The organism is Rhodococcus sp. JS3073 (genome assembly GCF_026810085.1).
Taxonomy (GTDB): domain Bacteria; phylum Actinomycetota; class Actinomycetes; order Mycobacteriales; family Mycobacteriaceae; genus Rhodococcus_F; species Rhodococcus_F wratislaviensis.
In genome coordinates, this window is record NZ_CP113951.1 from 5,850,378 (window position 1) to 5,873,729 (window position 23,352).

Annotated in this window: 22 protein-coding genes; 18 read left to right on the forward strand and 4 right to left on the reverse strand. The window is 68.5% G+C overall.

Annotated features, from left to right (window positions below):
* Positions 1-47: 47 nt before the first annotated feature.
* From OYT95_RS26485 to OYT95_RS26500, 4 genes are read left to right on the forward strand one after another with little or no spacing between them, the layout of a single operon-like run.
* Positions 48-1,898 (forward strand): hypothetical protein, encoded by a 1,851-nt coding sequence (locus OYT95_RS26485; protein ID WP_268789567.1) that lies wholly within the window; start codon positions 48-50, stop codon positions 1,896-1,898.
* Positions 1,895-2,089: a hypothetical protein gene (locus tag OYT95_RS26490; protein ID WP_037225804.1), complete on the forward strand. Its 195-nt coding sequence runs from the start codon at positions 1,895-1,897 to the stop codon at positions 2,087-2,089. Before OYT95_RS26485 ends, OYT95_RS26490 begins: the two co-directional genes overlap by 4 nt.
* Complete coding sequence (locus OYT95_RS26495) at positions 2,090-2,452, forward strand: hypothetical protein (protein WP_037225801.1); 363 nt, start codon at positions 2,090-2,092, stop codon at positions 2,450-2,452.
* Positions 2,449-3,783 carry a hypothetical protein gene (locus tag OYT95_RS26500; protein ID WP_268789568.1) on the forward strand — a complete coding sequence of 445 codons (1,335 nt, stop codon included), beginning with the start codon at positions 2,449-2,451 and terminating at the stop codon, positions 3,781-3,783. The genes OYT95_RS26495 and OYT95_RS26500 overlap by 4 nt, the downstream gene beginning before the upstream one ends.
* Before the next feature lie 15 nt (positions 3,784-3,798).
* Here the strand turns inward: OYT95_RS26500 and OYT95_RS26505 are convergent, their stop codons facing one another.
* Together OYT95_RS26505 and OYT95_RS26510 are read right to left on the reverse strand one after the other, a co-directional pair.
* Positions 3,799-4,605: a family 1 encapsulin nanocompartment shell protein gene (locus OYT95_RS26505; protein WP_005251300.1), complete on the reverse strand. Its 807-nt coding sequence runs from the start codon at positions 4,603-4,605 to the stop codon at positions 3,799-3,801.
* Complete coding sequence (locus OYT95_RS26510; protein WP_112302480.1) at positions 4,602-5,654, reverse strand: Dyp-type peroxidase; 1,053 nt, start codon at positions 5,652-5,654, stop codon at positions 4,602-4,604. Before OYT95_RS26510 ends, OYT95_RS26505 begins: the two co-directional genes overlap by 4 nt.
* Before the next feature lie 153 nt (positions 5,655-5,807).
* On the opposite strand from OYT95_RS26510, the gene OYT95_RS26515 reads away from it, so the two are divergent.
* The 5 genes from OYT95_RS26515 (at position 5,808) to OYT95_RS26535 (ending at position 10,973) form a co-directional block, all read left to right on the forward strand.
* Entirely contained in the window at positions 5,808-6,233 is a 426-nt protein-coding gene (locus tag OYT95_RS26515) for a pyridoxamine 5'-phosphate oxidase family protein (protein WP_112302481.1), read from the forward strand.
* Positions 6,234-6,426: 193 nt separating this feature from the next.
* The gene (locus OYT95_RS26520) at positions 6,427-7,779 is read left to right on the forward strand and encodes an MFS transporter (protein WP_268789569.1); all 1,353 of its coding nucleotides are present in this window, start codon (positions 6,427-6,429) and stop codon (positions 7,777-7,779) included.
* Positions 7,776-8,810 carry a Gfo/Idh/MocA family protein gene (locus tag OYT95_RS26525; protein ID WP_268789570.1) on the forward strand — a complete coding sequence of 345 codons (1,035 nt, stop codon included), beginning with the start codon at positions 7,776-7,778 and terminating at the stop codon, positions 8,808-8,810. Before OYT95_RS26520 ends, OYT95_RS26525 begins: the two co-directional genes overlap by 4 nt.
* A complete protein-coding gene (locus OYT95_RS26530) occupies positions 8,807-9,859 on the forward strand; it encodes an alcohol dehydrogenase catalytic domain-containing protein (protein WP_037226229.1) in 1,053 nt (350 codons plus the stop codon). Before OYT95_RS26525 ends, OYT95_RS26530 begins: the two co-directional genes overlap by 4 nt.
* A gap of 100 nt (positions 9,860-9,959) precedes the next feature.
* Entirely contained in the window at positions 9,960-10,973 is a 1,014-nt protein-coding gene (locus tag OYT95_RS26535; protein ID WP_128641401.1) for a LacI family DNA-binding transcriptional regulator, read from the forward strand.
* Between the two features lie 8 nt (positions 10,974-10,981).
* Here OYT95_RS26535 and OYT95_RS26540 read toward each other — a convergent pair whose 3' ends face one another.
* Entirely contained in the window at positions 10,982-11,785 is an 804-nt protein-coding gene (locus tag OYT95_RS26540) for a sugar phosphate isomerase/epimerase family protein (RefSeq protein ID WP_268789571.1), read from the reverse strand.
* A gap of 1 nt (position 11,786) precedes the next feature.
* Complete coding sequence (locus OYT95_RS26545) at positions 11,787-12,944, reverse strand: dihydrodipicolinate synthase family protein (protein ID WP_268789572.1); 1,158 nt, start codon at positions 12,942-12,944, stop codon at positions 11,787-11,789.
* 118 nt (positions 12,945-13,062) lie between these two features.
* Between OYT95_RS26545 and OYT95_RS26550 the strand changes: the two genes are divergently transcribed.
* The 9 genes from OYT95_RS26550 to OYT95_RS26590 all read left to right on the forward strand — a co-directional run bounded on the left by OYT95_RS26550 (position 13,063) and on the right by OYT95_RS26590 (position 23,339).
* Positions 13,063-14,625 carry an acyl CoA:acetate/3-ketoacid CoA transferase gene (locus OYT95_RS26550; protein WP_268789573.1) on the forward strand — a complete coding sequence of 521 codons (1,563 nt, stop codon included), beginning with the start codon at positions 13,063-13,065 and terminating at the stop codon, positions 14,623-14,625.
* A 10-nt stretch (positions 14,626-14,635) separates the two neighbouring features.
* Positions 14,636-15,805: an acyl-CoA dehydrogenase family protein gene (locus OYT95_RS26555; protein ID WP_037225780.1), complete on the forward strand. Its 1,170-nt coding sequence runs from the start codon at positions 14,636-14,638 to the stop codon at positions 15,803-15,805.
* Positions 15,802-16,560 (forward strand): SDR family NAD(P)-dependent oxidoreductase, encoded by a 759-nt coding sequence (locus OYT95_RS26560; RefSeq protein WP_037225777.1) that lies wholly within the window; start codon positions 15,802-15,804, stop codon positions 16,558-16,560. The genes OYT95_RS26555 and OYT95_RS26560 overlap by 4 nt, the downstream gene beginning before the upstream one ends.
* A complete protein-coding gene (locus OYT95_RS26565) occupies positions 16,557-17,384 on the forward strand; it encodes an aldo/keto reductase (protein WP_268789574.1) in 828 nt (275 codons plus the stop codon). The genes OYT95_RS26560 and OYT95_RS26565 overlap by 4 nt, the downstream gene beginning before the upstream one ends.
* Positions 17,371-18,495: a glycerate kinase gene (locus OYT95_RS26570; protein WP_268789575.1), complete on the forward strand. Its 1,125-nt coding sequence runs from the start codon at positions 17,371-17,373 to the stop codon at positions 18,493-18,495. The genes OYT95_RS26565 and OYT95_RS26570 overlap by 14 nt, the downstream gene beginning before the upstream one ends.
* A gap of 121 nt (positions 18,496-18,616) precedes the next feature.
* Positions 18,617-19,726 (forward strand): sugar ABC transporter substrate-binding protein, encoded by a 1,110-nt coding sequence (locus OYT95_RS26575; RefSeq protein WP_268789576.1) that lies wholly within the window; start codon positions 18,617-18,619, stop codon positions 19,724-19,726.
* Between the two features lie 45 nt (positions 19,727-19,771).
* Positions 19,772-20,803, forward strand: a complete 1,032-nt coding sequence (locus OYT95_RS26580) for an ABC transporter permease (RefSeq protein WP_037225772.1) — start codon at positions 19,772-19,774, stop codon at positions 20,801-20,803.
* Positions 20,800-22,317 (forward strand): sugar ABC transporter ATP-binding protein, encoded by a 1,518-nt coding sequence (locus OYT95_RS26585; RefSeq protein ID WP_268789577.1) that lies wholly within the window; start codon positions 20,800-20,802, stop codon positions 22,315-22,317. The genes OYT95_RS26580 and OYT95_RS26585 overlap by 4 nt, the downstream gene beginning before the upstream one ends.
* Positions 22,314-23,339 (forward strand): ABC transporter permease, encoded by a 1,026-nt coding sequence (locus tag OYT95_RS26590; protein ID WP_268789578.1) that lies wholly within the window; start codon positions 22,314-22,316, stop codon positions 23,337-23,339. The genes OYT95_RS26585 and OYT95_RS26590 overlap by 4 nt, the downstream gene beginning before the upstream one ends.
* Positions 23,340-23,352 lie beyond the last annotated feature (13 nt).

Below are 23,352 nucleotides of genomic sequence, written 5' to 3' on the forward strand. Positions count from 1 at the left end.
GCCTCTGGGGTCTGGCCTTTTCGGCACGAGGCGCACATAATCACCACGTGAGCCAAGTTACTGTTACTCCGAGTTCACCCATTCTTGCCCAATCGGGCGGAGAGGGTGGCGGTGCGGCGTTCGACCAGATCATCGGAATCTCGGTGGCGACGGCGATCATCACCGTCGGTCTACTGTGGATCGCGTACCTGCACCGCACACGCAAGATCACGTGGCTGCAGACGACCGCCGACACGGCGGCGCGCGCGCTCGACCGGCCCCCGTGGGTGGCCCTGCCCCTGGTGACCTTCGTCGGGACCATCCTGACGGCGTTCTTCGGTTTCATCTGGGACGTCAGCCTGCACATCGGGCGAGGCCGCGACGACGGGCCGCTCGCGAACCCCGCGCACTACTTCATCCTCGTCGGACTCTTCCTGCTGTTCATCACGGGAATGTTGGCGATGATCCTGCCGCGCGACGAGAAGCCCGGTCCGGCGGCGATCAAGATCACCCGCACCTGGTACGTCCCGGTCGGCGGCGTCCTGGTCGCCGGGGCCGGGCTGTACGCCCTCATCGGCTTCCCGCTCGACGACGTCTGGCATCGCGTCTTCGGTCAGGACGTCACGCTGTGGGGGCCGACGCACCTGATGCTGATCGGCGGTGCGGGACTGTCGCTGATCGGCGTCCTGCTCCTCGATTACGAGGGCCGGATGGCGACCCCCGGCGACACCGAGCAGGACAGCAGGCTGATCTGGTTCCTGCGGTGCGGCACATTTGGTGGCCTGCTCATCGGCCTGTCCGTCTTCCAGATCGAATACGACTTCGGCGTCGAACAGTTCCGCCTCGTCCTGCAACCGATGATGATCGCCGGCGCTGCCGCGTTCACCCTGGTGGCGGCCCGCATCGTTCTCGGACCCTTCGCGGCGATCGTGGCCGTGGCGGTGGCCGGCGTCGTGCGCGCGATCACGGCACTGATGGTCGGGCCGGTTCTCGGCGCCCCCACGAACGTGTTCGAACTGTGCCTCGGCGCCGCAGTGCTGATCGAATTGCTCGCCCTGACACCGCTGATCAAGAACCGGGTGGCCTTCGGTGCCGTCGGCGGACTACTCGTCGCGACGGTCGGGCTGTGGCTCGAGTCGCTGTGGATCGACGCCGTGTACATCTACCCCTGGCCCACCAGCATGTGGCCGGAGGCGCTGGCCATGGCGGTGCCCGTGGGCATCGCGGCCGGGGCCTGCGGAGCGCTGCTCGGGCGGGTACTCCGATCCGAGGGGCTTCCGCGTCCCGCGATCAGCCGCACCATCGTCGTCGCCACGGTCGTGGTGATCGCCGGGGCCACGGCCAACGGCCTCGTCGCTACGGTTCCGGACAAGGCCACGGCGACAATCGCTCTGACGGAGGCCGCCCCCGACGGCGGCCGGATGGTCGACGCGGAGGTTCGCATCGACCCACCCGATCTCGCCGGCGACAATCCCGCCTGGGTGTCCATTCTGTCCTGGCAGGGCGGCCCCGGACTGGGCAACGGATTCACGGTCGACCGACTCGAACGCACCGGGCCCGGCACCTACCGGACTCACGAACCGGTGCCGGTCCACGGAACGTGGAAGACGTTGCTGCGCGTGCAGGACGGCCGCACGATGACGGCCGTCCCGATCTACCTGCCCAGCGACCCGGGCATCGGCGCCGAGGAACTCCCCGCCATCGCGTCCTCGACCCGCGACTTCGTCCCGGAGATCACCATCCTGCAGCGGGAGCGCAACTTCGATCACCCGTCCTGGCTGTTCGGTGCCGCGTCGCTGGTCGTGCTCGTGTGCACTCTTGCGCTGATCACCGCGCTGGCGTGGGGAGCGGGCCGGATCAGCAAGTACACGCAGGGGCAGGCGACCAGCGGAACCCGTGAGGACGTGAAGGTGACATGAACCCGGTGAACGACCCGGACGTCGTCTATCTCGCCGATCACTCGGTGCTATTGGCGATTCCCGCGTTCGTCCCGGCCTTCCTGGTGGCCGGCCTGGTGATCTATCTGGCGGTCCGGGACCGCAAGGCGGAAGCGGCCGAGAATGCCGAGAGTGCGAAACACGGCCCGAGTGAGAAAGACGAGGAGAATTAGGTGATCAGGCGGTTGGCCGGAGTTGTCGTGGTACCTGCTGTCGTGGTCGCCCTGGTGTCGGGATGTGGTGGCGACGTCGACACTCCGGCAACGGAGGACGGTGTCGTAATTGACGTCGTGATCGGGGGCGGATCGGTCACACCGGACAACGAGCGCATCGAGGCCACGGTGGGGGAGACCATCACCGTGCGGATCGAGAGCGACGCCGACGACGAACTGCACGTGCACGCCGTGCCGGAGCATTCGTTCGAGATTCACCCCGGAACCCAGGAAACCCAGTTCTCCGTGGATGTTCCGGGCCAGGTGGCGATGGAGTTGCACGACACGGGTAAGACGGTGGCCACCCTGCTCGTGCGTCCATGACCGCTGTTCTCGCGCACGGCCTCGGCGGATCCACCGACCTTCCGATCCCGTTCACGTATGCGCTGATCGGGGCGAGCTGGGCGCTCACCGTCTCCTTCGTGGTCCTGGCGTTCGCGTGGCGCACGCCGAAGCTGGATCCGGACAGTCCGGGTCGCAGGCTGCCGCGCTGGGTGACGCAGTTCGCCGATGCGCCGATCACGCGGAACGTGCTGGCGGCGTTCGGTGTGGTGTTCGCGGTGTGGGTGGCGCTGGCGGCCTTCTTCGGACCCGGGGCATCCTCGGAGAATGCACTGCCGGGTGTGTTCTACGTGCTGCTCTGGGTGGGACTGGTCGCGGTGTCGCTGGCGTTCGGACCGGTGTGGCGGGTGCTCTCCCCGGTCCGCACACTTCACCGATCGGTGTGCGCGGTGATCGGCCGCTCGCCGACGGAAGGCACTGCGCGGTACCGCAACTCGTGGGGATACCGGCCCGCGGTCGCCGGCCTGTTCGCCTTCGTCTGGCTCGAACTCGCCTCCGGCGACCCGGGTTCCGTTGCCGCTGTGCGCACCTGGCTGCTGGTCTACGTCGTGGTCACGACGGCCGGGGCCTTCGCGTGCGGCGAACGCTGGTGTGAGCGGGGCGATCCGTTCGAGGTGTACAGCACGCTGGCGTCGCGGTTGTCTCCGCTGAGCCGGGATCGGCACGACGGCCGGATCGTGCTGCGCAATCCGCTGGACCACCTGGGATCGATGCCCGTCCGTGCCGGCTCGGTCGCGTTGATGGCAACGCTGCTGGGGTCCACGGCCTTCGACAGTTTCTCGGCGTTCCCGTGGTGGTCACGGCTGGTGGACGGAATCGGTTCGCCGATCGGCGCCACCCTCGCGCGCACGGCGGGGCTGCTGGTGTTCATCGGCTTCGTCGGGGTGTCGTTCTGGTTGGCTGCGCGCGCGACGGGCGGTCTACGGCCCGAGCAGCGCGCCGCCCTCCCGGGGCTGCTGTCGCATTCGCTGATCCCGATCATCATCGGCTACGTCTTCGCCCACTATCTGACGTATCTGGTGGAGAAGGGGCAGGCGACGGTGATCCTGCTGGCCGACCCGATGGGGCGGGGATGGAACCCGCTGGGGCTCGGCGACGCCGACGTCTGGTACGTGCTGTCCGAGCATCCGGCCGCGACGGCGTCGATCAAGGTACTGTGCGTCCTCGCGGGACATGTCCTCGGAGTGATTGCGGCACACGACAAATCCGTGCAGGTCCTGCCGCGGGGTCATCAGCTCACCGGGCAGCTGGCACTGCTGTTCACGATGGTCACGTACACCTTCGGTGGGCTGTACCTGCTGTTCGGCGGCTAACGGCCCCGGCGTGCGTCAGCGCGCGAGGACGACCGCCGCCTCCGCGGTGAGCGAGGCGAACGTGAACGTCTCTTCGAGGTAGAGCGTGACATCGGTGGCGGTGTGGCTGTCGTAGCCGATCGACAGGTCCGTGCCGAGGGTCAGCTGGTTGTCGCCGCCGCGAGTGGACAGCACGTACCCGCCGCTGATGGCGGGTGCCCAGATGATGTCGCCGGTGACCAGGTCGCGCAGGTGGTGGAACACGGGATGTCCCTCGTCGCGGGTCTCGCTGACCGCGGTGTACGCGTCGGCGTCGAGCACCACCGAATACGGTCCCTCGACACCGGCGAGTCGCAGCGCCGACAGCGCGGAGGCGACGGCGTCGGGGATCAGCAGCGGGTCCTCCGGCAGGCTGAGGACCGGGTTGTCGCTGGACGGCCCGAGTCCGCGGATGCCCGCCTCGTCGAATCCCTGGAAGATCGACTGGTCTTCCGCGAACGCGACGGCCTTCGCGGCGTCCTTGACGGGCTGCCAGTCGGAATCGAGGGAACCCCGGGCGACGTCGTCGACCTCGGCGCGGCTGAGGGTGAACGGGAACCGGAGTTCGACGAGCGGGTCGACCTGCCGCTGCTGCGCGCGGATCCTGCTGTCCGACGTCTTGATCGGGGTGACCCGGCCGAGGTTGTGGGCCGAGTAGGAGTATCCGAACGGTCCCGCGACGTCGACGACGCGTCGGCCCGCGACGTGCCGCTTGAACGTGCGGGCGGCCTCTTCGCCGATCTGCTGCCAGGCAACCTCGGTGACGGGTGCCAGGTTGCGGTGCAGATTGCTCGAATCACTCATTGCGATACTCCTTTGAGACCACCGATTTTCAGGGACAGGTCGTACGGGCCGGCCGCGTCGGGCTCGACCGGGTCTTCGGGTGCCGACTCCGCATCGGCCTGCTCGTCGCCGAGCGATTCGAGCACGTCCCGGCTCGGCACGAAGAACAACGTGCCGGTGGCCGCCGTGGAGAAGTCGAGGATGCGGTCGTAATTGCCGGGCGGCTCACCGAGAAACATGCGTCGCAACATCAGCTCGGTGACGGCGGGATCCTTGGCGTACCCGATGAAGTAGGTACCGTATTCAGCCTCGCCGAGGCTGCCGAATGCCATGTTGTCCCGGAGGATGTCGTGTTCGACGCCGTCGTCGTCGACGATGGTGTTGAGGGTGACGTGCGAATTGCTGGGCTGGACGTCGTCGTCGAGTTCGACGTTCTCGAGCTTGGTGCGCCCGATGACGCGTTCCTGCTCCTCGGTGCTCAGCGTGTTCCATTCGCTCATGTCGTGCAGGTACTTCTGCACGATCACGTAACTGCCGCCCCGGAAGTCGGGATCCTCGTCGCCGATCAGTGCGGCGTCCGCGGCGTCGTCGTCCGTGGGATTCTCGGTGCCGTCGACGAATCCGAGGAGGTCGCGGGAGTCGAAGTAGCGGAAGCCGTGCACCTCGTCGATCACGGTGGCGGCGGAGCCCAGTGCGGAGACGATCTGGCGCCCCAGTTCGAAGCACAGGTCCTTGCGGGCGGCCTTGATGTGGAACAGGACGTCACCCGGCGTGGAGGGCGCGCTGTGGACCGGTCCGGACAGCGGGACGAACGGATGCAGGCGCGCCGGCCTCGACGACGCGCTCACGCGGTCCCAGAACTGCGCACCGACACCGACCACGCAGGACAGGGAGCCGGCGAGTTCGCGGAATCCCACCGCCTTGAGCGGTCCGTCGATACCGGAGAGCACGTCGCACACCGTCGCGAGGTCGTCGTCGGAGTCCCCGGCGACGAGCACCAGGAACAGGGAGGCAGGGCTGGGCGGAGTGAGGACTGCTTGGGGTGCCAATCTCGCGACTGGGCCTGGCATCTGTGTCTCCGTTCACTTCGACGTACGACGCTGCACTGTCCGGAACCTCAGGTCCCATCTAACCGTTTCGAACCGCCAGGTTCCATTCAATCGGTCCGCCGCGCCGCTGCGGGGCTCCGGAACCTGTCGGTGGGGGCTCCTATCGTCGAGGTCATGCCATTGTCTGTGTCCGAGCGCGAACAGTTCCTGTCCGAGCCGCACATCGCGGCGCTGTCGGTCTCCGCTGGTGAGAACCGCGGACCTCTGACGGTCCCGATCTGGTATCAGTACGCCGCGGGTGGTGATCTGTGGGTACTGACCGGCGCCGGTTCGGAGAAGGCGCGCCTCATCGAGGCGGCCGGGCGATTCACCATGATGGTCGAACGAGTCGACCCCACCGTCCGATACGTCTCCGTCGAGGGCTCGGTGACGCGAAGCGTCCCGGGAACCGACGCCCAGCTGCGGGAGATCACCGAGCGCTACCTCGCGCCGGAGAAGGTCGACGCCTACCTCGACTTCGCCCGGGCCGAACTCGGCGAACAGGTCGCCATCTATCTCCGCCCCGAGCACTGGCGATCGGCGGACATGGGTCCCGCCTGACCGCGTGGCGAGCCGCACCGTCAGCGAAATGAAAGCGGTATCTGACCGGGTCTAGTCGCTAAACGTCGAGCACATAGCTGTGAACTGTGAAAACGGGAATCCTGCCGCACAACGAGAAAGCGTTTACAAAATCGGTGACGTGGGTCATAGTAGTCGGGTTCCGGCAGTTTCCCTTCACAGTCAGGAGTTCTCGATGGGCATGACCGAACTCGGCACCGAGCGGTCGACCGCGGTGCCGCACGGGTCGGCAGGGCAGCAACGCCGCCGGGTGATCAAGGCGAGCGCGGCGGGAACCGTGATCGAGTGGTACGACTTCACGCTCTACGGTCTCGCAGCCGCCCTGGTCTTCGGGCCCCTCTACTTCCCCGGGGCGGGTTCCCTCGCCGGCACGATGGCCGCCTTCGGGACGTTCGCCGTCGGGCTCGGCGCCCGCCCGATCGGTGGACTCGTCTTCGCCCACTTCGGCGATCGGCTCGGCCGCAAACCGATGCTCCTCATGACCCTGCTCGTCATGGGCGCCTCGACGACGCTGATCGGTGCGCTGCCCACCGCGGACTCGATCGGTATCTGGGCGCCGATTCTCCTGATCGTCCTCCGCCTGTTCCAGGGTGCGGGCGCGGGCGCCGAGTTCGCCGGGGCGATCACGATGGTCACCGAATCCACGGACAGCTCCCGGCGAGCGCTCTCCAGTGCGTATCCGGGGGCCGCGATCTACGTCGGAACCGGCGGCGCCACCATGATCTTCGCGTTGCTCACGCTGATGCCCGACGACCTCTTCCTGTCCTGGGGCTGGCGAATTCCGTTCCTGGCCAGCGCCGTCATCGTTCTCGTGGCCGGCTATCTGCGGCTGAAGGTGAACGAGACGGCGGTGTTCGAGGAGGCCGCGCAGCACGGCGAGGTGGACCGCGCCCCGCTGGTCGAGGCGGTCCGAAACCACTGGCGGCAGATCCTGTGCGGGCTGGCCCTGTTCAGCTTCGTGATCCCGTGGGCCTACGTCATGCAGGTCTTCGCGCTCTCGTTCGTGACCAAGACCCTCGGCGTCGATTCCACCCAGGCCCTGATCGGATTGATCGTCGCCGAGTTCTGCGCCATCCCCGTCATCATCGGGTTCGGCCGACTGGCCGACAAGATCGGCCGCAAGCCGGTCCTGTTGTCCGGCGCCGTCTTCGGCATCGTGTTCCCGTTCCCGATGTTCATGATGCTCGACACGCGGTCGCCGTGGATGGTCGGATTGGCGCTGATCCTCGGCATCTGCCTCGTCCAGGGCACGACGTCCGGTCCGGGCGGTGCGCTGCTCTCCGAACTGTTTCCCACCAAGATCCGGTGGAGCGGTATCGCGATCTCCCGGGAGATCCCGGCCGCCTTGGTCGGCGGCACGATCCCGCTGGTCGCCACCGCCCTCGTCGCCGTCGCGGGCGGAACGCCCTGGCTCGTCGCGAGCTACCTCATGGGCTTGAGCGTGGTCGGGCTGATCGGCATCGCCCTGCTTCCCGAGACCCTCGGCCGGAGCGTGGGCTCGCGACAGACCGCCGAGGCCGCATCGTGACCCGTCGTGTCGTGGTGGTCGGTGCCGGCCTCGCGAGCGCCGCGCATCTCACGGCTCTCCGGGCTGTCGGCGCCGACGTGGTCGGTGTGGTGACGCGCGACGAGACGAGGGCGGCGGCCGCACGCCGGCTGGCACCGGAGGCACGGATACTCCCGAGCCTCGATGCGGCAGTAGCCCTGGACGCCGACACGGCGGTGGTGGTCACGCCGCCGTCCAGTCACCTGGCCGTCGCGTCGGCACTGGCCGAGCGCGGCCTGGACCTGGTGATCGACAAACCGCTGGCGGCGTCATTGCACGAAGCTCAGGCGATCGTCGACGTCGCCGAGCGGTCCGGCGTGCGGGCCGCGGTCACGCTGCAACACCGCTACAAGGAGGCGGCGCGTCGCGCGCGGCGGCTACTCTCGGACGGCGCGATCGGCGCGCTCCGCTCGGCGACCGTCACCGTCCCGCTGTGGCGCCCCGACTCCTACTACGCCGAGGCCGGACGCGGCACCTGGAACCGCGACGGCGGCGGCGTGCTGATCACCCAGGCCATCCACACCCTCGACCTCTACCTGTCGCTGACCGGCCCCGCGCGCAGTGTCGTGGCCACGGCTTCCACCAGCCGAGGCCGGCTCGAGGCCGAGGACACGATTCACCTCCTGATCGACCACGGCACGCACACGGCGTCGGTGACGGCGAGCACGGCGGCGTGGCCGGGTGGAGCCGAGACGATCCACCTCTACGGCGACGCGGGACAGCTACGGCTGGTGGGTGATTCGCTCGTCCAGATCGGCGACGGCGTCCGCCCACTCGTCGACGGGCACGTCGACGCGTCCGGGCCGGACCCGCTGTCCATGACAGCGTGGTTCCGGTCGCTGTACGACGACGTCTTCACCAGTTGGGCGGCAGGCGCGGCACCGTTGTCCGACGCCCGGTCCGGGCTGCCCGTGCAGTCCGTGATCGACGCCGCCTACCGGTCCGCCGCAGCCGGCGCGACGCCGATCACGATCACCGTCTCCGAGGAAAGGGAAAGCGCATGTCAGTCTTGAGTATTCGGGTCGACGGCCCGAACGAGTATCGCCTCGACCACGGTGACGTCACGCCGCCAGGCGAGGGGGAGGTGCTCGTCGCTCTCGACTCGGCCGGGATCTGCGGCGGCGACCTGTCGCATCTGCGTGGCCGGAACGCCGTCGCCGCATATCCGACGGTGCTGGGCCACGAATGCGCCGGACGCGTGTCGCGGGTGGGTCCGGGCACGAGTCTCACGGTCGGTCAGCCGGTGATGGTCTACCCGACAACGGGGTGCGGCCTGTGCCGCGCCTGCCGCGACGGCAGGATCAACAACTGCCCGAGCATCCGGGTGTTCGGATTGTCCGACCCACGCGGGTGCTTCAGCGAGGAATTCGTCGTTCCCGAGGCGCAGTGCGTGCCGGTGAGCGACTCGGTGCTGGACCGTTTCGGGGCGCTCGTCGAACCGCTCGCCGTCGGCGTTCACGTGGTCCGGCGCGGCGGCGCGTCGGAGGGGGACACCGCGCTGGTCATCGGGACCGGTGCGATCGGTCTCGCGACCACGCTGGTGGCCCGGAGTCGCGGCGTCCGGGTGTTCGGTGTCGATCGCTACACGGAACGTGAACAGCCTGCCCTGGCATGCGGGATGAGCGACTTCACGACCGACTCGGGGGACGCGCTCGAGAGCTGGCTCCGGGAGCGGACGGACTCGGTCGACCTCGTCTACGACACGGTGTGCACCGAGGAATCGTCTCGGCTGGCGCTGCGGGTCCTCGCACCCGGCGGCCGCTACGTGGCGATCGCGTCCGCGAAACCCGGGCACGAACTGACCCTGGACTACAGCGCGCTCTATGCCCGCGAACTGTCCGTCGTGGCCTGCCGCAACTACGTCCGGCAGGACTTCGTCGAGGCGGCCGAACTACTCGAGTCGGGGAGGGTGGACGCGTCGCCGCTGCACACCGCGACGTTCGCGCTGGACGAGTTCGGCCGTGCAGTCGAGGAACTCGAATCGAACGGCAGCAGGCACGTCAAGGTGCTGCTGACCTCCCGGAAACTGCTGGGGACGCGCGCCTTGTTGCGCAGGGAGTGAATGTCCACGTGATCCGGGGCCGTCTTCGCGATACGCTGTAAGCGTTTCCACCCCGAGGTGGCAGACGGTAGCAATGGTGACGAGAGATGTAGAGGCAGCTATGGCTGATCAGACCCGAGTGCCCGCGAGCCGTCGCGTCACGATCAACACCGTAGCCAAGGCGGCCGGTGTCTCGATCGCCACCGTCTCCCGTGTCATGAGCGGCAGCTCGTCGGTCACCCCGGACCTCGCGGCCCGGGTCCACAAGGTCGCCGACGAGCTGTCCTACCGGCCCAGCACCGCGGCCCGCGGACTCGTCCTCGGGTCGCTGAGAAACATGGGCGTCATCCTGCCCGACCTGGCGAACGCGTATTTCTTCGACGTCGTCAAGCAGATGCACCACGGCGCCACCGCCGACGGATACCGCATGCTCGTCGCGGACTACTCCGGTGACGCGGCCGACGAACTCGCCACCGCACTCGACCTGCTCGGTCAGGTCGACGGACTCGTGCTGCTCTCGTCGAGGATTCCGACGAGTGGTCTGAAGGACCTCGCCAAGCAGTCGACTCCCGTTCTGCTCGTCAACCGGGTGGAACTGGAAGTCGATCTCCCCATGGTCGCCGTCGACAACTTCACCCCCATGATGCAGCTGTGCGGACACCTCGCGAAGCTGGGCCACCGCCGGATCGTCTACGTGAAGGGGTCGGATCTCGCCTGGCAGAACCGCGAGCGGTGGCGCGCCATCGAAATGGCGAAGGTGCTCGGAATCGAGGCGACGGCGGTGCCGTCGGACGGAACCATCGAGGGTGGCTACGACGTGGTGGAAGAAGCACTCACGCACGAGCCGACCGCCCTCGTCTGTTTCAACGACCTGACCGCGCTGGGCGTCATCTCGAAGCTGCGTGAGCGCGGACTCCGTGTCCCCGAGGACATTTCGGTCACCGGATTCGACGACATCGACATGGCGCGCCACCTGGCGCCACGCCTGACCACGGTGGTGAGCCCGAAAATCGATCTGGGCGACCAGGCGTGGTCGCTGATGCGCGCGGCCCTGAACAACGAGACCACCACGTCTCCGCCGCTGATCCCCGCCGACGTCGTCATTCGCGAGTCGACGGGGCCCGCCGCGAGCTGAGCCGGGTTTCAGACGGCGGCGAGGCCGTTCGCCGCGGCGTGGACCGCGCGCGGGGCGGCCTCGGCCCACCAGCGGTCGCTGAGGATCTCGACCTCCACGAGCCCCGCGTAGCCGGCGTTTCTGCAGTCGGCGACGAATCCGGTCATGTCGATGCAGCCTTCGCCGGGCATGCCGCGGCTGCTGAGTTCGCCCTGGATCGGGGTGACCCAGTCGGCGAGTTGCACCGAGAACAGGCGTTCGCCTGCCCGGGCGATCTGCTGCTGCAGCGCCGCATCCCACCACACGTGATACGAGTCGAGGGCGATGCCGACCAGGTCGGAATCGATCGCCTCGATCAGGTCATTCGCCTCCTGAAGCGACGTGATCACCGACCGGCTCGACGCCATCATCGGGTGCATCGGCTCGACCGCGAGCCGCACACCGGCCTGGCGGGCGTACGGCTCGAGTTCGGCGATGCCGTCGTGGACCTGCAATCTTGCGCCGGCGAGGTCGCCGTGGGCGGCGCCGCAGACCAGGACGAGGCAGTCGGCGCCGAGGGCGTGCGCCTGATCGACCGCCATTCGGTTGTCGGCCATGGCTTCTCGTCGCAGCTCGGCGGTCGGTTGCGGGAACATCCCGCCCCGGCAGACGCTGGTGACGCGCAGCCCCGACCCTCTGAGCCGGGCCGACGCGCCCGCCAGGTCCACGCCGTCGAGGACGTCCCGCCACAGGCCGACTCCGCCGAACCCCCACTGCTCAGCGAGTTCGGCGACCTCGGTGAAGCCGGCACCCTTGACGGTGACGGAGTTGAGACTGCACTGCGCGAGGTCCATATCAGCGGATTCCGTGCACAGCGAAGTATGCCGAGGCCCGTGCGGCGGTGAAGTCGGGATCGGTGAACAGGCCGATCGCGTCGGCCGCGCGGATCAGTTCGGCCAGATGGGTGAGGCTGCGACCGGTTTCGAAGCCGCCGATCATCCGGAAGTGGTCCTGCTTGCCGTTCAGGTACGCCAACCACGCGACGCCAACCTTGTAGTACTGCGTAGGGGCGGCGAACAGCAGCCGGCTCAGGGTTTCGGTGGGGCCCAGGATGTTCCGGAACCCCTGCTCGTCGCCGTCGTCCAGCCGGGCGAACGCGGCGGAGGCGAACGGGCCGAGCGCGGCGAACGCACCCAGCAGGGCGTCGCTGGTGTGGGTGCCGTCGCCGGCGATCAGGTCGACGTAGTTGTAGTCGTCGCCGGTGAACACCCGAACGTCGTCGGGCATCCGGTTGCGAAGGGCGATCTCGAGCGCGGGGTCGAGCAGGGAGACCTTGATGCCGCGTACGCGCTCGTGATGTGTGGTGATGATCTGCAGGACGGTGTCCATCGCGGCAACCGGCTCCGAGAAGCCCCAGTACCCGTCGAGGGCGGGGTCGAACACCGAGCCCAGCCAATGGAGGACGACCGGGCGGGTGGCCGCCGACAGCACCGCGTCGTACACGGCGAGGTAGTCGTCGGGGCCGGTGGCGGCGCGGGCGAGGTGCCGACTCGCCATCAGCACCACCTCGCCGCCGGCGGATTCGATCGCCTCGACCTGCTCGAGGTAGGCGTCGCGGATCTCGTCGAGCGTGGGGGTGTCGGTCTTCAGTTGATCGGTGGCCACGCCCACGACCACCTTCCCGCCGACCGCCTTCGCGTCGGTGAGCGTGCGGACGGCGAGTTCCCTGGCACCGGCCCAATCGAGCCCCATGCCGCGCTGGGCGGTGTCCATCGACTCGGCCACCCCGAGCCCCAGCGACCACAGGTCGCTGCGCAGTTGCAGGGTGGCGTCCCAGTCGATCTGATCCGCGGCATTCTCCGCGGACGCCCGTAGCGGATCGGCCACCACGTGCGAGGCCGCGTACACCGCCCTGCTGCTCGGCGGCGTGGACCGGGTGTCCAGTCGGGCGGGTGCGTTCAACGCGAGAGTCGTGGGCGAACCGTGGCGATCGGGCAGCAGGATCGAAGCCATGAAATCTCCTGTAATCGTTTTCTTGATGTTGTGCAGCTCACAATATACTGTGTCAATCACCGAGGTCCATAGCGTTAATGGGCCGATTGGCAGAATGTAAGCATTTACAGGAGCGGATATGACACAGCCTGGAACGGGTGCCGCCTCGAGGCGCTGGACACTGACCACCGCGACACGAGCCGTGAGCGACATCGCGCCAGGAGCGACCATCGCCCTCACCGGTTCGGGCGGCGGGATCCTCGAACCGGACACCGTCCTGAAGGCACTGGAGGAGTGCTTCCTCGCGACCGGATCGCCGAGGGAACTCACGATCGTGCACGCCCTCGGCATCGGCGACCGGGTGAGCCGCGGAACCAACCACCTCGCGCACAAGGGCATGGTCAAGCGGGTCATCGGCGGGCACTGGACGTGGTCGCCGACCATGATCGACCTCGTTCGCAACGACGAGATCGAGGCGTACGCGTGGCCCGGCGGCGCGATCAGTCAGCTGCTGCGGGAGATCGGTGCGCGCCGGCCGGGCCTCATCACCGCGACCGGTCTCGACACCTTCGTCGACCCACGGCACGGCGGGGGCAAGTTCACGCCGTCCGCCACCGAGGACCTCGTCGAACTCCTGACTCTGGACGGCCGCGAGTACCTGCGCTACAAGCCGTTTCCCGTCGACGTGGCCATCGTCCGCGGCGATTCCATCGACCCGTCCGGGAACGTCACGTGCTCGGGCGAGGCGGCCCAGCTCGACGCGCTGGCCGTCGCTCAGTCGGCGAAGGCGAGCGGCGGCCGGGTCATCGTGCAGGTGAAGAACCTGCTGGACCGGCCGATCGATCCGCGGCTCGTGCACATCCCGGCGGTCCTGGTGGACGACGTCGTCCACGCACCGGCCCAATGGCAGACGTACGCGGGCGAATTCGACCCGGAACTCTCCGGCGACGCTGCGAACTCCGGATTCGGGGCCACGAACCACGACCCGATCCGCATGCTGATCGCCCGGCGGGCCGCCGCCGAGGTCCGGGACGGCGACGTCCTCAACGTCGGCTTCGGGGTGTCCGCCCTGGTCGTGGACGCGCTCGCCGAACAGGATCGCCTGGACGACATCACTCTCGCCATCGAACAGGGACTGATTGACGGCATCCCCGTCTCCGGCGATCTGTTCGGGGCCGCGCGAGGACCGAAGGTCGTGCATTCGTCGACCACCCAGTTCGACCTGTTCTCGGGCGGAATGCTCGACGTCAGCTGCCTCGGCATGGCCGAGGTCGACTCCACCGGCGCCGTCAACGTCAGCAAGATCGGCGGCGGAATCGTCGGACCGGGCGGGTTCATCGACATCTCCCAGAACTCGCCGCGCGCCGTGTTCTGCGGAACGTTCACCGCCCGCGGCCTGGACGTCGAGATCGTCGGAGGAGAACTGGTGATCCGGCGCGAAGGCTCGGTGCCGAAGTTCGTCGACCGTGTCGATCAGGTCACCTACTCCGGTGCTCTCGCCGTCCGCGAGGGACGTGAGGCGGTCTACGTCACCGAACGCGCCGTCTTCGCCCTCACCCGGGACGGCCTCGAACTCGTCGAGATCGCACCCGGCATCGACATCGATCGGGACATTCTGCCGCACATGGGATTCCGTCCGATCATCAAGAACCCACGCCTGATGGACGCGGGGTTGTTCGCCCCCGTCGCCGTACACATCTGAGGAGAACTGCATGTCAACCGGAAACAGTGTCATTCCCTCGTCGGTGCTCGGCGCCGACGAACGCAAGCTCGTCGCCGAGTTCGTCGACGAACGGATCCGTCCGGTCGCCACCGAACTGGACGAGACCGAACGATTCCCCGAAGAGATCTACCGGGAGATGGGCAAGATCGGGCTCTTCGGCATCACCGTGCCCGAGAAGTTCGGTGGCTTCGGCGGCACCGCCCTCGACTACCTGTTCGTCATGGAGTCCCTGTCCTACGGGTACGCGTCGGTGGCCGACCAGTGCGGCCTCGTCGAGATCCTCGGCAGCCTGCTCGGCAACTACGGCACACCCGAGCAGCAGGAGCAGTACCTGCGCCCGATGCTCTCCGCCGAGAAGCGCTGCGCCTACGCGCTCACCGAGCCGGGATCCGGATCCGACCTCGGATCGATCACCACACGGGCGGTCCGCAGCGGCGACGGCTGGGTGCTCACCGGCGAGAAGATCTACATCCACAACGCCCCCGTCGCGGACTTCGCGGTCGTCCTCGCCGTCACCGACCCCGAACTCGGGAAGCGCGGCGGCATCTCCGTCTTCCTGGTGGACGTCGACCAGCCCGGCGTCAGCCGCGCCTACCACGAACACAAGATGGGCCAGCGGGCCTCGCAGGTCGGCGGGCTGGTGTTCGACTCCGTCCCACTGTCGGCCGACGCCCTCCTCGGCGAGGAAGGCAAGGCGTTCGGTTACATGATGAAGGTGCTGGCCAAGGGCCGTCTCGGCATCTCGGGCCTGAGCCTAGGCATCAGCCGCGCCGCCCTGGACGCCGCCACCCGGCAGTCCCTCGACCGCAGCCAGTTCGGCAAGCCGATCTCCGCCAACCAGGGCATCTCCTTCTCCCTCGCCACCGTCGCCACCGAGCTGCGGGCCGGCACCGCGCTGTCGGTCGAGGCGGCGCGGGCGCTCGACACGGGGGCAGCGGACGCCGAGACGCTCTGCTCGATGGCCAAGCTCTACGCGTCCGAGGGATGCGTGCGCCACGCCGACGCCGCCGTGCAGGTGTTCGGCGGCAACGGCTTCATCCGCGGATACGAGGTCGAGCGCCTCTACCGCGACGCCCGCATCACGAAGATCTACGAAGGCACCAGCGAAATGCAGCGGCTCATCATCAGCCGGGCAGTACTGAAGGGAGCCGCGGCATGAGCGGCGTTGCACAATCCACCAACTCGGTCGATCTGTCCGGGAAGACCGCCATCGTGACCGGTGCGGCCGGCGGGATCGGTTCGGCGATCGCCCGCGCCCTCGCCCGCAGCGGGGCACTCGTGGTCGCGGCCGACGCCGACCCGAAGGTCACCGACCTCGCGGCGGAGTTCGGCGGGCACGGTCTCTGCGGCGACCTCACCGACCCCGAGTTCGGCGCACGCGCAGTCGATCTCGCCCAGCAGCTGTCGGGGCGCCTCGACATCCTGATCAACGCGGCCGGGATCCAGTTGCGGACCACGGCGATCGACGTGGACGAGGACGGGTGGGAACGCCTCCTCGACGTCAATCTGTCGGCGGCCTACCGGCTGACGCGGCAGGCGGCCAAGTCGCTCGTCGACGCCCGCGGCAGCATCGTGAACATTGCGTCGCTGTCCGCGGATCGCGCCGTCCCGGGGATCGTTCCCTACGGTGCGACGAAGGCCGCACTGACGCAGCTCGGCAAGGGTCTGGCCGTGGAACTCGGCCCCCACGGCGTGCGCGTCAACACCGTCTCGCCGGGCTACATCGAAACCCCGATGACGGCGGACGTGCTGGGGCAGGAAGACTTCCGCGCCCAGAAGCTGAGCCGTATCCCGTTGCAACGGTTCGCCGACGGCGACGACGTCGCCGACGTGGTGCTGTTCCTGGTCTCCGACGCCGCGCGGTACGTCACCGGCGTGGTCCTGCCCGTCGACGGCGGGTACTCGATCACATGACGAGCCTGGCGACCGTTCCCTCGGTCACGTTGAACAACGACGTCACGATGCCCGCACTCGGGTTCGGCCTGTTCACCATCCCCGACGAGGACATGGGTTCCACGGTGTCGCACGCGCTGGCCGCCGGCTATCGTGCGTTCGACACCGCCCCGATGTACGGCAACGAGGCGTCTCTCGGTGCGGCGCTGGCCGGGGCGGACGTCGATCGGGACGCGATCTTCGTGACCACCAAGATCTCCAACGAGGATCAGGGGTACCAGCAGGCACTGGACGCCTTCGAGGCGAGCGCGGCGAAACTCGGCCGCATCGACCTGTGCCTCATCCACTGGCCGGCACCGGGCCGCGGACTGTACCTGGAGACGTGGCGCGCACTCGAGAAGCTGTACTACGACGGACGGGTGCGGGCGATCGGCGTGTCGAACTTCCAGCCCGAACAGCTCGAGCGGCTCGCGGAGATCGCGTCGATCACCCCGGCGGTCAATCAGGTCGAACTGCACCCGCTGCTCACGCAGTCCGCACTGACGGATCTACACCGGTCGATGGGAATCCGCACCCAGGCGTGGGCACCGCTGGCGAGGGGGCATCTGAACGACCACGCACTCCTGGCGGCGCTCGCCGCCCGGCATCGGGTGTCGGTCGCGCAGATCGTGCTGCGCTGGCACTTGCAGATCGGGACGATTCCCCTGCCGAAATCTTCTGCGGTGCACCGGATGCGGCAGAACGCGAACGTGTTCGGTTTCCGGCTGTCCGCCGCGGAGATGGACGCGATCTCGGCTCTGAATCGCGATCAGCGCACGGGACCCCACCCCGATGACGTCGACTGACGCCGGCTCGATGCGGGTGGTACTGGCCCCGGATTCGTTCAAGGGCTCACTGACGGCGACGGAGGTGGCGGCGGCTCTGGCGGCCGGCTGGTCGACGGTCCGGCCGAACGACGAGCTGGTCCTGCTCCCGCAGGCGGACGGCGGCGAAGGCACGGTGGACGCCGTCGCGTCTTGCCACGACACCGGCGTGTGGCGTGCGGTGCCGGGTGTCCGGGGTCCTGACGGGCGTCCCACGACCGGACGCTGGCTGCTGCTCCGGGACGGTACGGCGGTGATCGAACTCGCCCAGATGAGTGGGCTGCCCCTGATGGACTCGCCGGATCCGGGGGGAGCGTCGACGACCGGGCTGGGACAGGTGATCGCCGCAGCACTGGCGGACGGCGCGAAGGCACTGCTGATCGGACTCGGCGGTTCCGCGTCCACCGACGGCGGTGCGGGCGCCCTGCGGGCGCTCGGCGCGAAGCTCCTGGACCGCGACGGCCGGGAGATCTCCGACGGGGGTGCCGGCCTGGCCGCTCTCGCCGCGATCGACGTGGGCTCGCTGACCGAGCCCCCACCCGGTGGCGTCGAGCTGCTGACGGACACGACGGCCGTCCTGTGCGGCCCACAGGGGGCGGCGCACGTCTTCGGGCCGCAGAAGGGCGCCGACCCCGCGGTGCGCGACCTCCTGGATCGCGCGCTCGCGACGTTCGCCGCCTGCCTCGGCGCACGACTGCCGTGCACTCCCGACGAACCCGGTGCCGGAGCTGCGGGTGGCACGGGATTCGGACTGTCGGCGTGGGGCGGCCGGCTGGTGCCGGGCGCCGCCCGCATCGCAGAACTCACCGGGCTGAGCGCCGAGTTCGGCCGCGCCGACGTCGTGGTCACCGGTGAAGGCCAGTTCGACGCGACGTCGCTGTCCGGCAAACTCGTCGGTTCCGTGCTGGAGCGGTGCGCGGACACCGCGACCCGATCGGTGGTCGTCGCGGGCCGTCTCGCGGCGTCGCCGCCCGGTATCGGGCTCTCGCTGACCGACCTGGCGGGAAGCTCCGAAGCGGCACTCGTCGCACCCACGATGTGGTGCCGCGTGGCCGGCGCGGTCGCGGCCGCGCGGCTCACCAGCAGTTTGTAATCGGTTTCTCGCCTGTCCGGTCGATCCGGATGACCCTTGACCAGACCATGCAGCGCTTGACTTGTGACGCCGATCACGGTAAGAAAGCGTTTACATTCTTTTTTCAGGAAGTGGACGAACGATGACACGGACGCAACGATCAATCAGGGCGGCAGCCCGGGCCGTCGGCGTTGCCGCGGCAGTCTCCGTCATGGCGAGCTCCGCCATCGCCTGCTCGACGGGATCGGAACAGATCGAGCGGGACGGCGCAGCCGTCGACCGGGGCGACATGGTGATGGTCTCCGAGGTCCGGTCGCTGACCAACCCGTACGAGGCCGCGTGGGTGCAGGGCAGCCGCGCATACGCCGAATCGCTGGGGATCGAACTGAAGGTGATCGTCTACGGCGGCGACTCGCAGAACGCGCTGTCGCAGTTGCAGTCGGTGCTCGCGGCGGGCAAGACCGTCCTGCTCAACATCAACCCCAACACGAGCGCCGACACCCCCGCGATCGTGCGCGCCGTGCAGAACAGCGGCGGGTGCGCGGTCACCCAGTGGAGCAAGCCGGCCGACCTGCATCCCTGGGGCGTCGGGAACGGATGGGCGTCCTACGTCGCCTACGACGGCGTCCAGCAGGGAGCCGACACGGGCAAGGCCCTCGTCGATTCGCTCGGCGGCACCGGCGGCGTGATCGCGCTCCAGGGTTTGCTCGCCAACGAGATCAGCCAGACCCGGTTCCAGGGCTTCCAGCAGGCCATGGACGGACAGTCCGGCGTCGCCCTGCTCGACGACCAGCCCGCCGACTTCGACCGCAACAAGGCCTACACCACCACGCAGACCCTGCTCAACAAGTACGGCGACCAGGTGAACGGTATCTGGGCCGCAACGGATTCCATGGCGCTGGGCGCTCTGCAGGCGGTCCGCGAGGCGGGTCGCGCGGGGGAGATCAAGATCGCCAGCGCCGCGGACGCCACCCCGGAAGGCCTGGACGCCATCGCGAACGGGGAGTTGGTCTCCACCTACACGACCGATCCCTACTTCAACGGTGCAATGGGGCTCGCCATCTGCTACCAGGCCATGACCGGCGGAATCGACGTCGAGTCGCTGCCCCGTGAGAACCGCGAGTTCTTCGTCGACCAGTCGCTGATCACCGCGAACAACGTCGACCAGTTCCTCGCCGTGCCGAGTGACGAGGAGATCGTGCGGTCAGTGCAGGATCCGTTCTCCCGCATCACCGGCCCGGTTGCCCGGTAGCCCACTCTCGATTCACGAACCACACAATCTTCCGAAGGAGTGACGATGTCGACGACTGAAGTGACCGGGGAGGTGACGACCCCCGCCGAACCCGCCACACCCGTGCGCAGCACGCGACCACGCGTGCGCCGGCTCCTCTCTACCGCCGGCCCGCTCGCCGCCCTGCTGGGACTGTGCGCCGTCTTCGCCGCGCTGGCTCCCGGCTTCGCGACGGCGAGCAACGCGATGGCGATCGTGGAGCAGGCCGCGATTCCCGTGGTCCTCGCGATGGGCGCCACGCTGGTAGTCCTGGTGGGCGGCGTGGACCTGTCGATCGAGGGCGTGATGGCGGCCAGTGGGCTGACGTTCGTCCTGCTCGCAGCGAACAGTGTCAACGGCAACGACCTGGGACTCCTCGCGGTCCTGCTGGCGCTGGGGGTCGGTCTGCTCTTCGGAGTGGTCAACGGCGTGCTGCACGTCGTCGTCCGGGTACCGTCCTTCCTCGTCACTCTGGGTACCTGGTTCGTCGGGCTCGGTGTCGCGACCGTGCTCTTCGGCACCGCCACCCCGCAGCTCGCCGATCCGTCGCTCGCGGCCTGGGCCGGCGGCCACTTGCTCGGGCTTCCCGTCGTCGTGGTGTTCGCACTCGCCGCCGTGGCCGTGACAGTGCTGCTGTGCAAGGGAACCCGGCTCGGCATGCACACCTATGCGATCGGCGGCGACGAGGCGACCAGCCGCCTGGCGGGCGTCCCGGTCGGCCGCACCAAGATCATCCTGTTCGCCGTGGCCGGACTGCTGTCCGGGCTCGGCGGAGTGCTGGCCACCATCCGGCTCGGCGTCGGCGACGTGAGCGTCGGATCGGGCAGCCTCTTCCTCACCCTGTCCGCGGTGGTCGTCGGCGGCACCCTGCTGAGCGGCGGTCGCGGTGGACCCCTGCACTCCCTGGTGGGTGTGCTGCTCCTCGTGGTCCTCGGCAACGGACTTCTCCTGTCGGGCGCCAGCCCGTACATCCAGCAGGGCGCGCAGGGTCTCATCATCGTGGTCGCGGTGATCGCCACCGGGTGGCCCGCCCGCAGCCGATTGAGGGTTGTGAAATGACATCACTCCTGGAACTCCGCAATGTCACCAAGAAATTCGGACCCAACACCGTCCTCGACGACGTGAGCCTGTCCATCGCCCCGAACGAGGTCGTGGGATTGATCGGTGAGAACGGTGCCGGAAAGTCCACGCTGCTCAAGATCCTCGCGGGAGTGCACCGCCAGGACGGCGGCCGGATGGTGCTGGGCGGGCGCGACGTGAGCTTCGGAAGCCCGGCCGACGCCGCCGACCACGGAATCGGGGTCGTGCATCAGGAGCAGTCGCTGCTCCCGAACCTCACCGTCGGCCAGAACCTGATCCTCGGACACGAGGGTGACACCGCCCGTGCCGGGTTCCTCCGCAGGCGCCGGATCCGGGCCCGCGCCCAGGAAATGTTGTCGGTGGTGGAGTCGACGGTCGATCCGGGCGCGCTCACCGAATCGCTCGGCTTCGCCCAGCGCCAGATGGTGGAGGTGGCGCGGGCCGTCGGCGGCAGGCAGGTGGAACACCCGCCGCTGCTCATCCTCGACGAGCCGACATCGGTGCTCGAACCCGAGGACGTCGAGGTACTCCACCGCCGGGTCACAGCCCTCAAGGAACGCGGTTCCGTCATCTTCGTCTCCCACCGCCTCGACGAGGTCCTCCGCTTCTCCGACCGCGTGTACGTGCTGCGCGACGGCAAAGTGGTCGGCGAGCGGATCGCCTCGGCAGCAACAGAATCCGAGCTGTACCAGCTGATGATCGGGAAGGGTGCGGCCGAGGAGATCTACTCGTCGGAGCGCAAGCAGGCCGTCTCGCGGACGGGCACGCCGACCCTGTCGGTCCGCAACCTCACCTGCGGCGGCAAGGCGAAGGACGTGTCGCTGGACGTCCACGCCGGCGAGATCGTCTCGGTGGTGGGCGTAGTCGACTCCGGGCGCGAGGAGGTGGCCCGCGCCGTCTTCGGCGCCGTCCCCATCGACTCCGGAACCGTCGAGATCGACGGACAGCGGTCGGCCCCGGGATCACCCGCGGACGCCGTGCGGTCCGGTGTCGCATACGTTCCCGCCGAGCGTCGCGTCGAGGGCATGATCGCGGGAGCGACCGTGGCGCAGAACATTGCGACGGTGCATCCGGTGAAGGCCGGTGGCGGCCGGATCTCCTCCGGTGCCCGGGTGGAGGAGACCGCACGCGGCTGGATCGAGAAACTCGGCATCCGGCCCGCCGACCCGGACGCCGACATCGCGCGACTGTCGGGCGGCAACCAGCAGAAGGCCGTGGTGGCCAAGTGGATCCTCGGCGACGGCCTGAGGGTACTGGTTCTCGACCACCCCACCCGCGGACTCGACATCGGTGCGAAGGAAGACCTCTACGCCCTGTTCCGCGACCTCTCCGGCAGGGGAGTGGCGATTCTGGTGCTCGCCGACACCCTCGACGAGGCGATCGGCCTCGGCCACCGCGTGATCGTCATGCGGGACGGCGAGATCACCGGCGCGTTCGACTCGCCGCCCGGAAACCCGCCCAGCAAACTCCAACTCCTCGAGAAGATGATGTGATCGCCGTGGCAACAAGAACTTCCACCGAGAGGACTTCCACCGAGACGCGCGCACCCGAGGGTGCGGCGCAGGCGGTGTCCCGGACGACCCGGGACCGGTTGCGGCTGGCCGGCCCGTCGGTCGTATTGGTCGCGCTCGTCCTCCTCGTCGCGCTCGCCGAACCGAATTTCCTGTCGATGAACGCCCTCGCAGTGGTCTCGGCGCAGGCGGTCCCGATTCTGCTGCTCGGGCTGGGGCAGATGTTCGTCATCCTCACCGGCGGTATCGACCTGTCCGTGGCGGCGCTCGCGTCGCTGGCCACCGTGATCCTGGCGACGGTGATCGGCTCCCTCGGTCCGCTCGCCGTCGTCGTCACCCTCGTGGCGCTCACTCTGATCGGCGCGCTGACCGGTCTGTTGATCGTGTTCGGGCAGGTCCCGTCATTCGTCGTCTCGCTGGGGGCGCTGGGGTTCTGGGGTGCGGTGGCGCTCGTGGTCTCGGGGTCGACGACCATCTACATCAGCGAAGGCTACGACGCGATCTTCTGGCTCAGTTCCTGGACGGTGCTCGGTCTCCCCATGGCGGTGTGGGCCGCAGTGGCGGCGGTGGCCGCGGTGTTCGGCGCGATGCGGTTCTCACCGCGGGGCAACGTCTTTCACCTCGTCGGACTGGGGGAGAGGGCCGCGATGATGAGCGGTGTCCGAACCCGGATCGTCCGGATCGGAGCATTCGCCCTGTCCGGATTCTTCGCGGGCGCCGCGGGTGTCGTATTGTCGGCCCAGCAGCAGAGCGCCGCACCGCAACTCGCGGATTCGCTGCTGCTGCCCGCCATCGCGGCCGTGCTGGTCGGCGGCTGCGCCATCACCGGTGGAATCGGCGGAGCGTGGCGGGTACTCGTCGGCGCCCTGGTGGTCACCGTGCTCCGGGTCGGCGGCTCGGTGGCCGGCATCGACCCCAGTTTCCAGCAGATCGTGTACGGCGCGGTCGTCATCGTCGCGGTCGCCGTGACCCTCGACCGCAGCCGGCTCTCGATCATCAAGTAAGACTCAGTGTGAG

Coding starts and splice junctions, on each gene's coding strand:
- OYT95_RS26585 (WP_268789577.1), top strand. CDS start 20,800: ATGACATCACTCCTGGAACTCCGCAATGTCACCAAGAAATTCGGACCC.
- OYT95_RS26570 (WP_268789575.1), top strand. CDS start 17,371: ATGACGTCGACTGACGCCGGCTCGATGCGGGTGGTACTGGCCCCGGAT.
- OYT95_RS26575 (WP_268789576.1), top strand. CDS start 18,617: ATGACACGGACGCAACGATCAATCAGGGCGGCAGCCCGGGCCGTCGGC.
- OYT95_RS26550 (WP_268789573.1), top strand. CDS start 13,063: ATGACACAGCCTGGAACGGGTGCCGCCTCGAGGCGCTGGACACTGACC.
- OYT95_RS26555 (WP_037225780.1), top strand. CDS start 14,636: ATGTCAACCGGAAACAGTGTCATTCCCTCGTCGGTGCTCGGCGCCGAC.
- OYT95_RS26540 (WP_268789571.1), bottom strand. CDS start 11,785: ATGGACCTCGCGCAGTGCAGTCTCAACTCCGTCACCGTCAAGGGTGCC.
- OYT95_RS26520 (WP_268789569.1), top strand. CDS start 6,427: ATGGGCATGACCGAACTCGGCACCGAGCGGTCGACCGCGGTGCCGCAC.
- OYT95_RS26500 (WP_268789568.1), top strand. CDS start 2,449: ATGACCGCTGTTCTCGCGCACGGCCTCGGCGGATCCACCGACCTTCCG.
- OYT95_RS26560 (WP_037225777.1), top strand. CDS start 15,802: ATGAGCGGCGTTGCACAATCCACCAACTCGGTCGATCTGTCCGGGAAG.
- OYT95_RS26580 (WP_037225772.1), top strand. CDS start 19,772: ATGTCGACGACTGAAGTGACCGGGGAGGTGACGACCCCCGCCGAACCC.
- OYT95_RS26535 (WP_128641401.1), top strand. CDS start 9,960: ATGGCTGATCAGACCCGAGTGCCCGCGAGCCGTCGCGTCACGATCAAC.
- OYT95_RS26505 (WP_005251300.1), bottom strand. CDS start 4,605: ATGAGTGATTCGAGCAATCTGCACCGCAACCTGGCACCCGTCACCGAG.
- OYT95_RS26565 (WP_268789574.1), top strand. CDS start 16,557: ATGACGAGCCTGGCGACCGTTCCCTCGGTCACGTTGAACAACGACGTC.
- OYT95_RS26510 (WP_112302480.1), bottom strand. CDS start 5,654: ATGCCAGGCCCAGTCGCGAGATTGGCACCCCAAGCAGTCCTCACTCCG.
- OYT95_RS26515 (WP_112302481.1), top strand. CDS start 5,808: ATGCCATTGTCTGTGTCCGAGCGCGAACAGTTCCTGTCCGAGCCGCAC.
- OYT95_RS26545 (WP_268789572.1), bottom strand. CDS start 12,944: ATGGCTTCGATCCTGCTGCCCGATCGCCACGGTTCGCCCACGACTCTC.
- OYT95_RS26490 (WP_037225804.1), top strand. CDS start 1,895: ATGAACCCGGTGAACGACCCGGACGTCGTCTATCTCGCCGATCACTCG.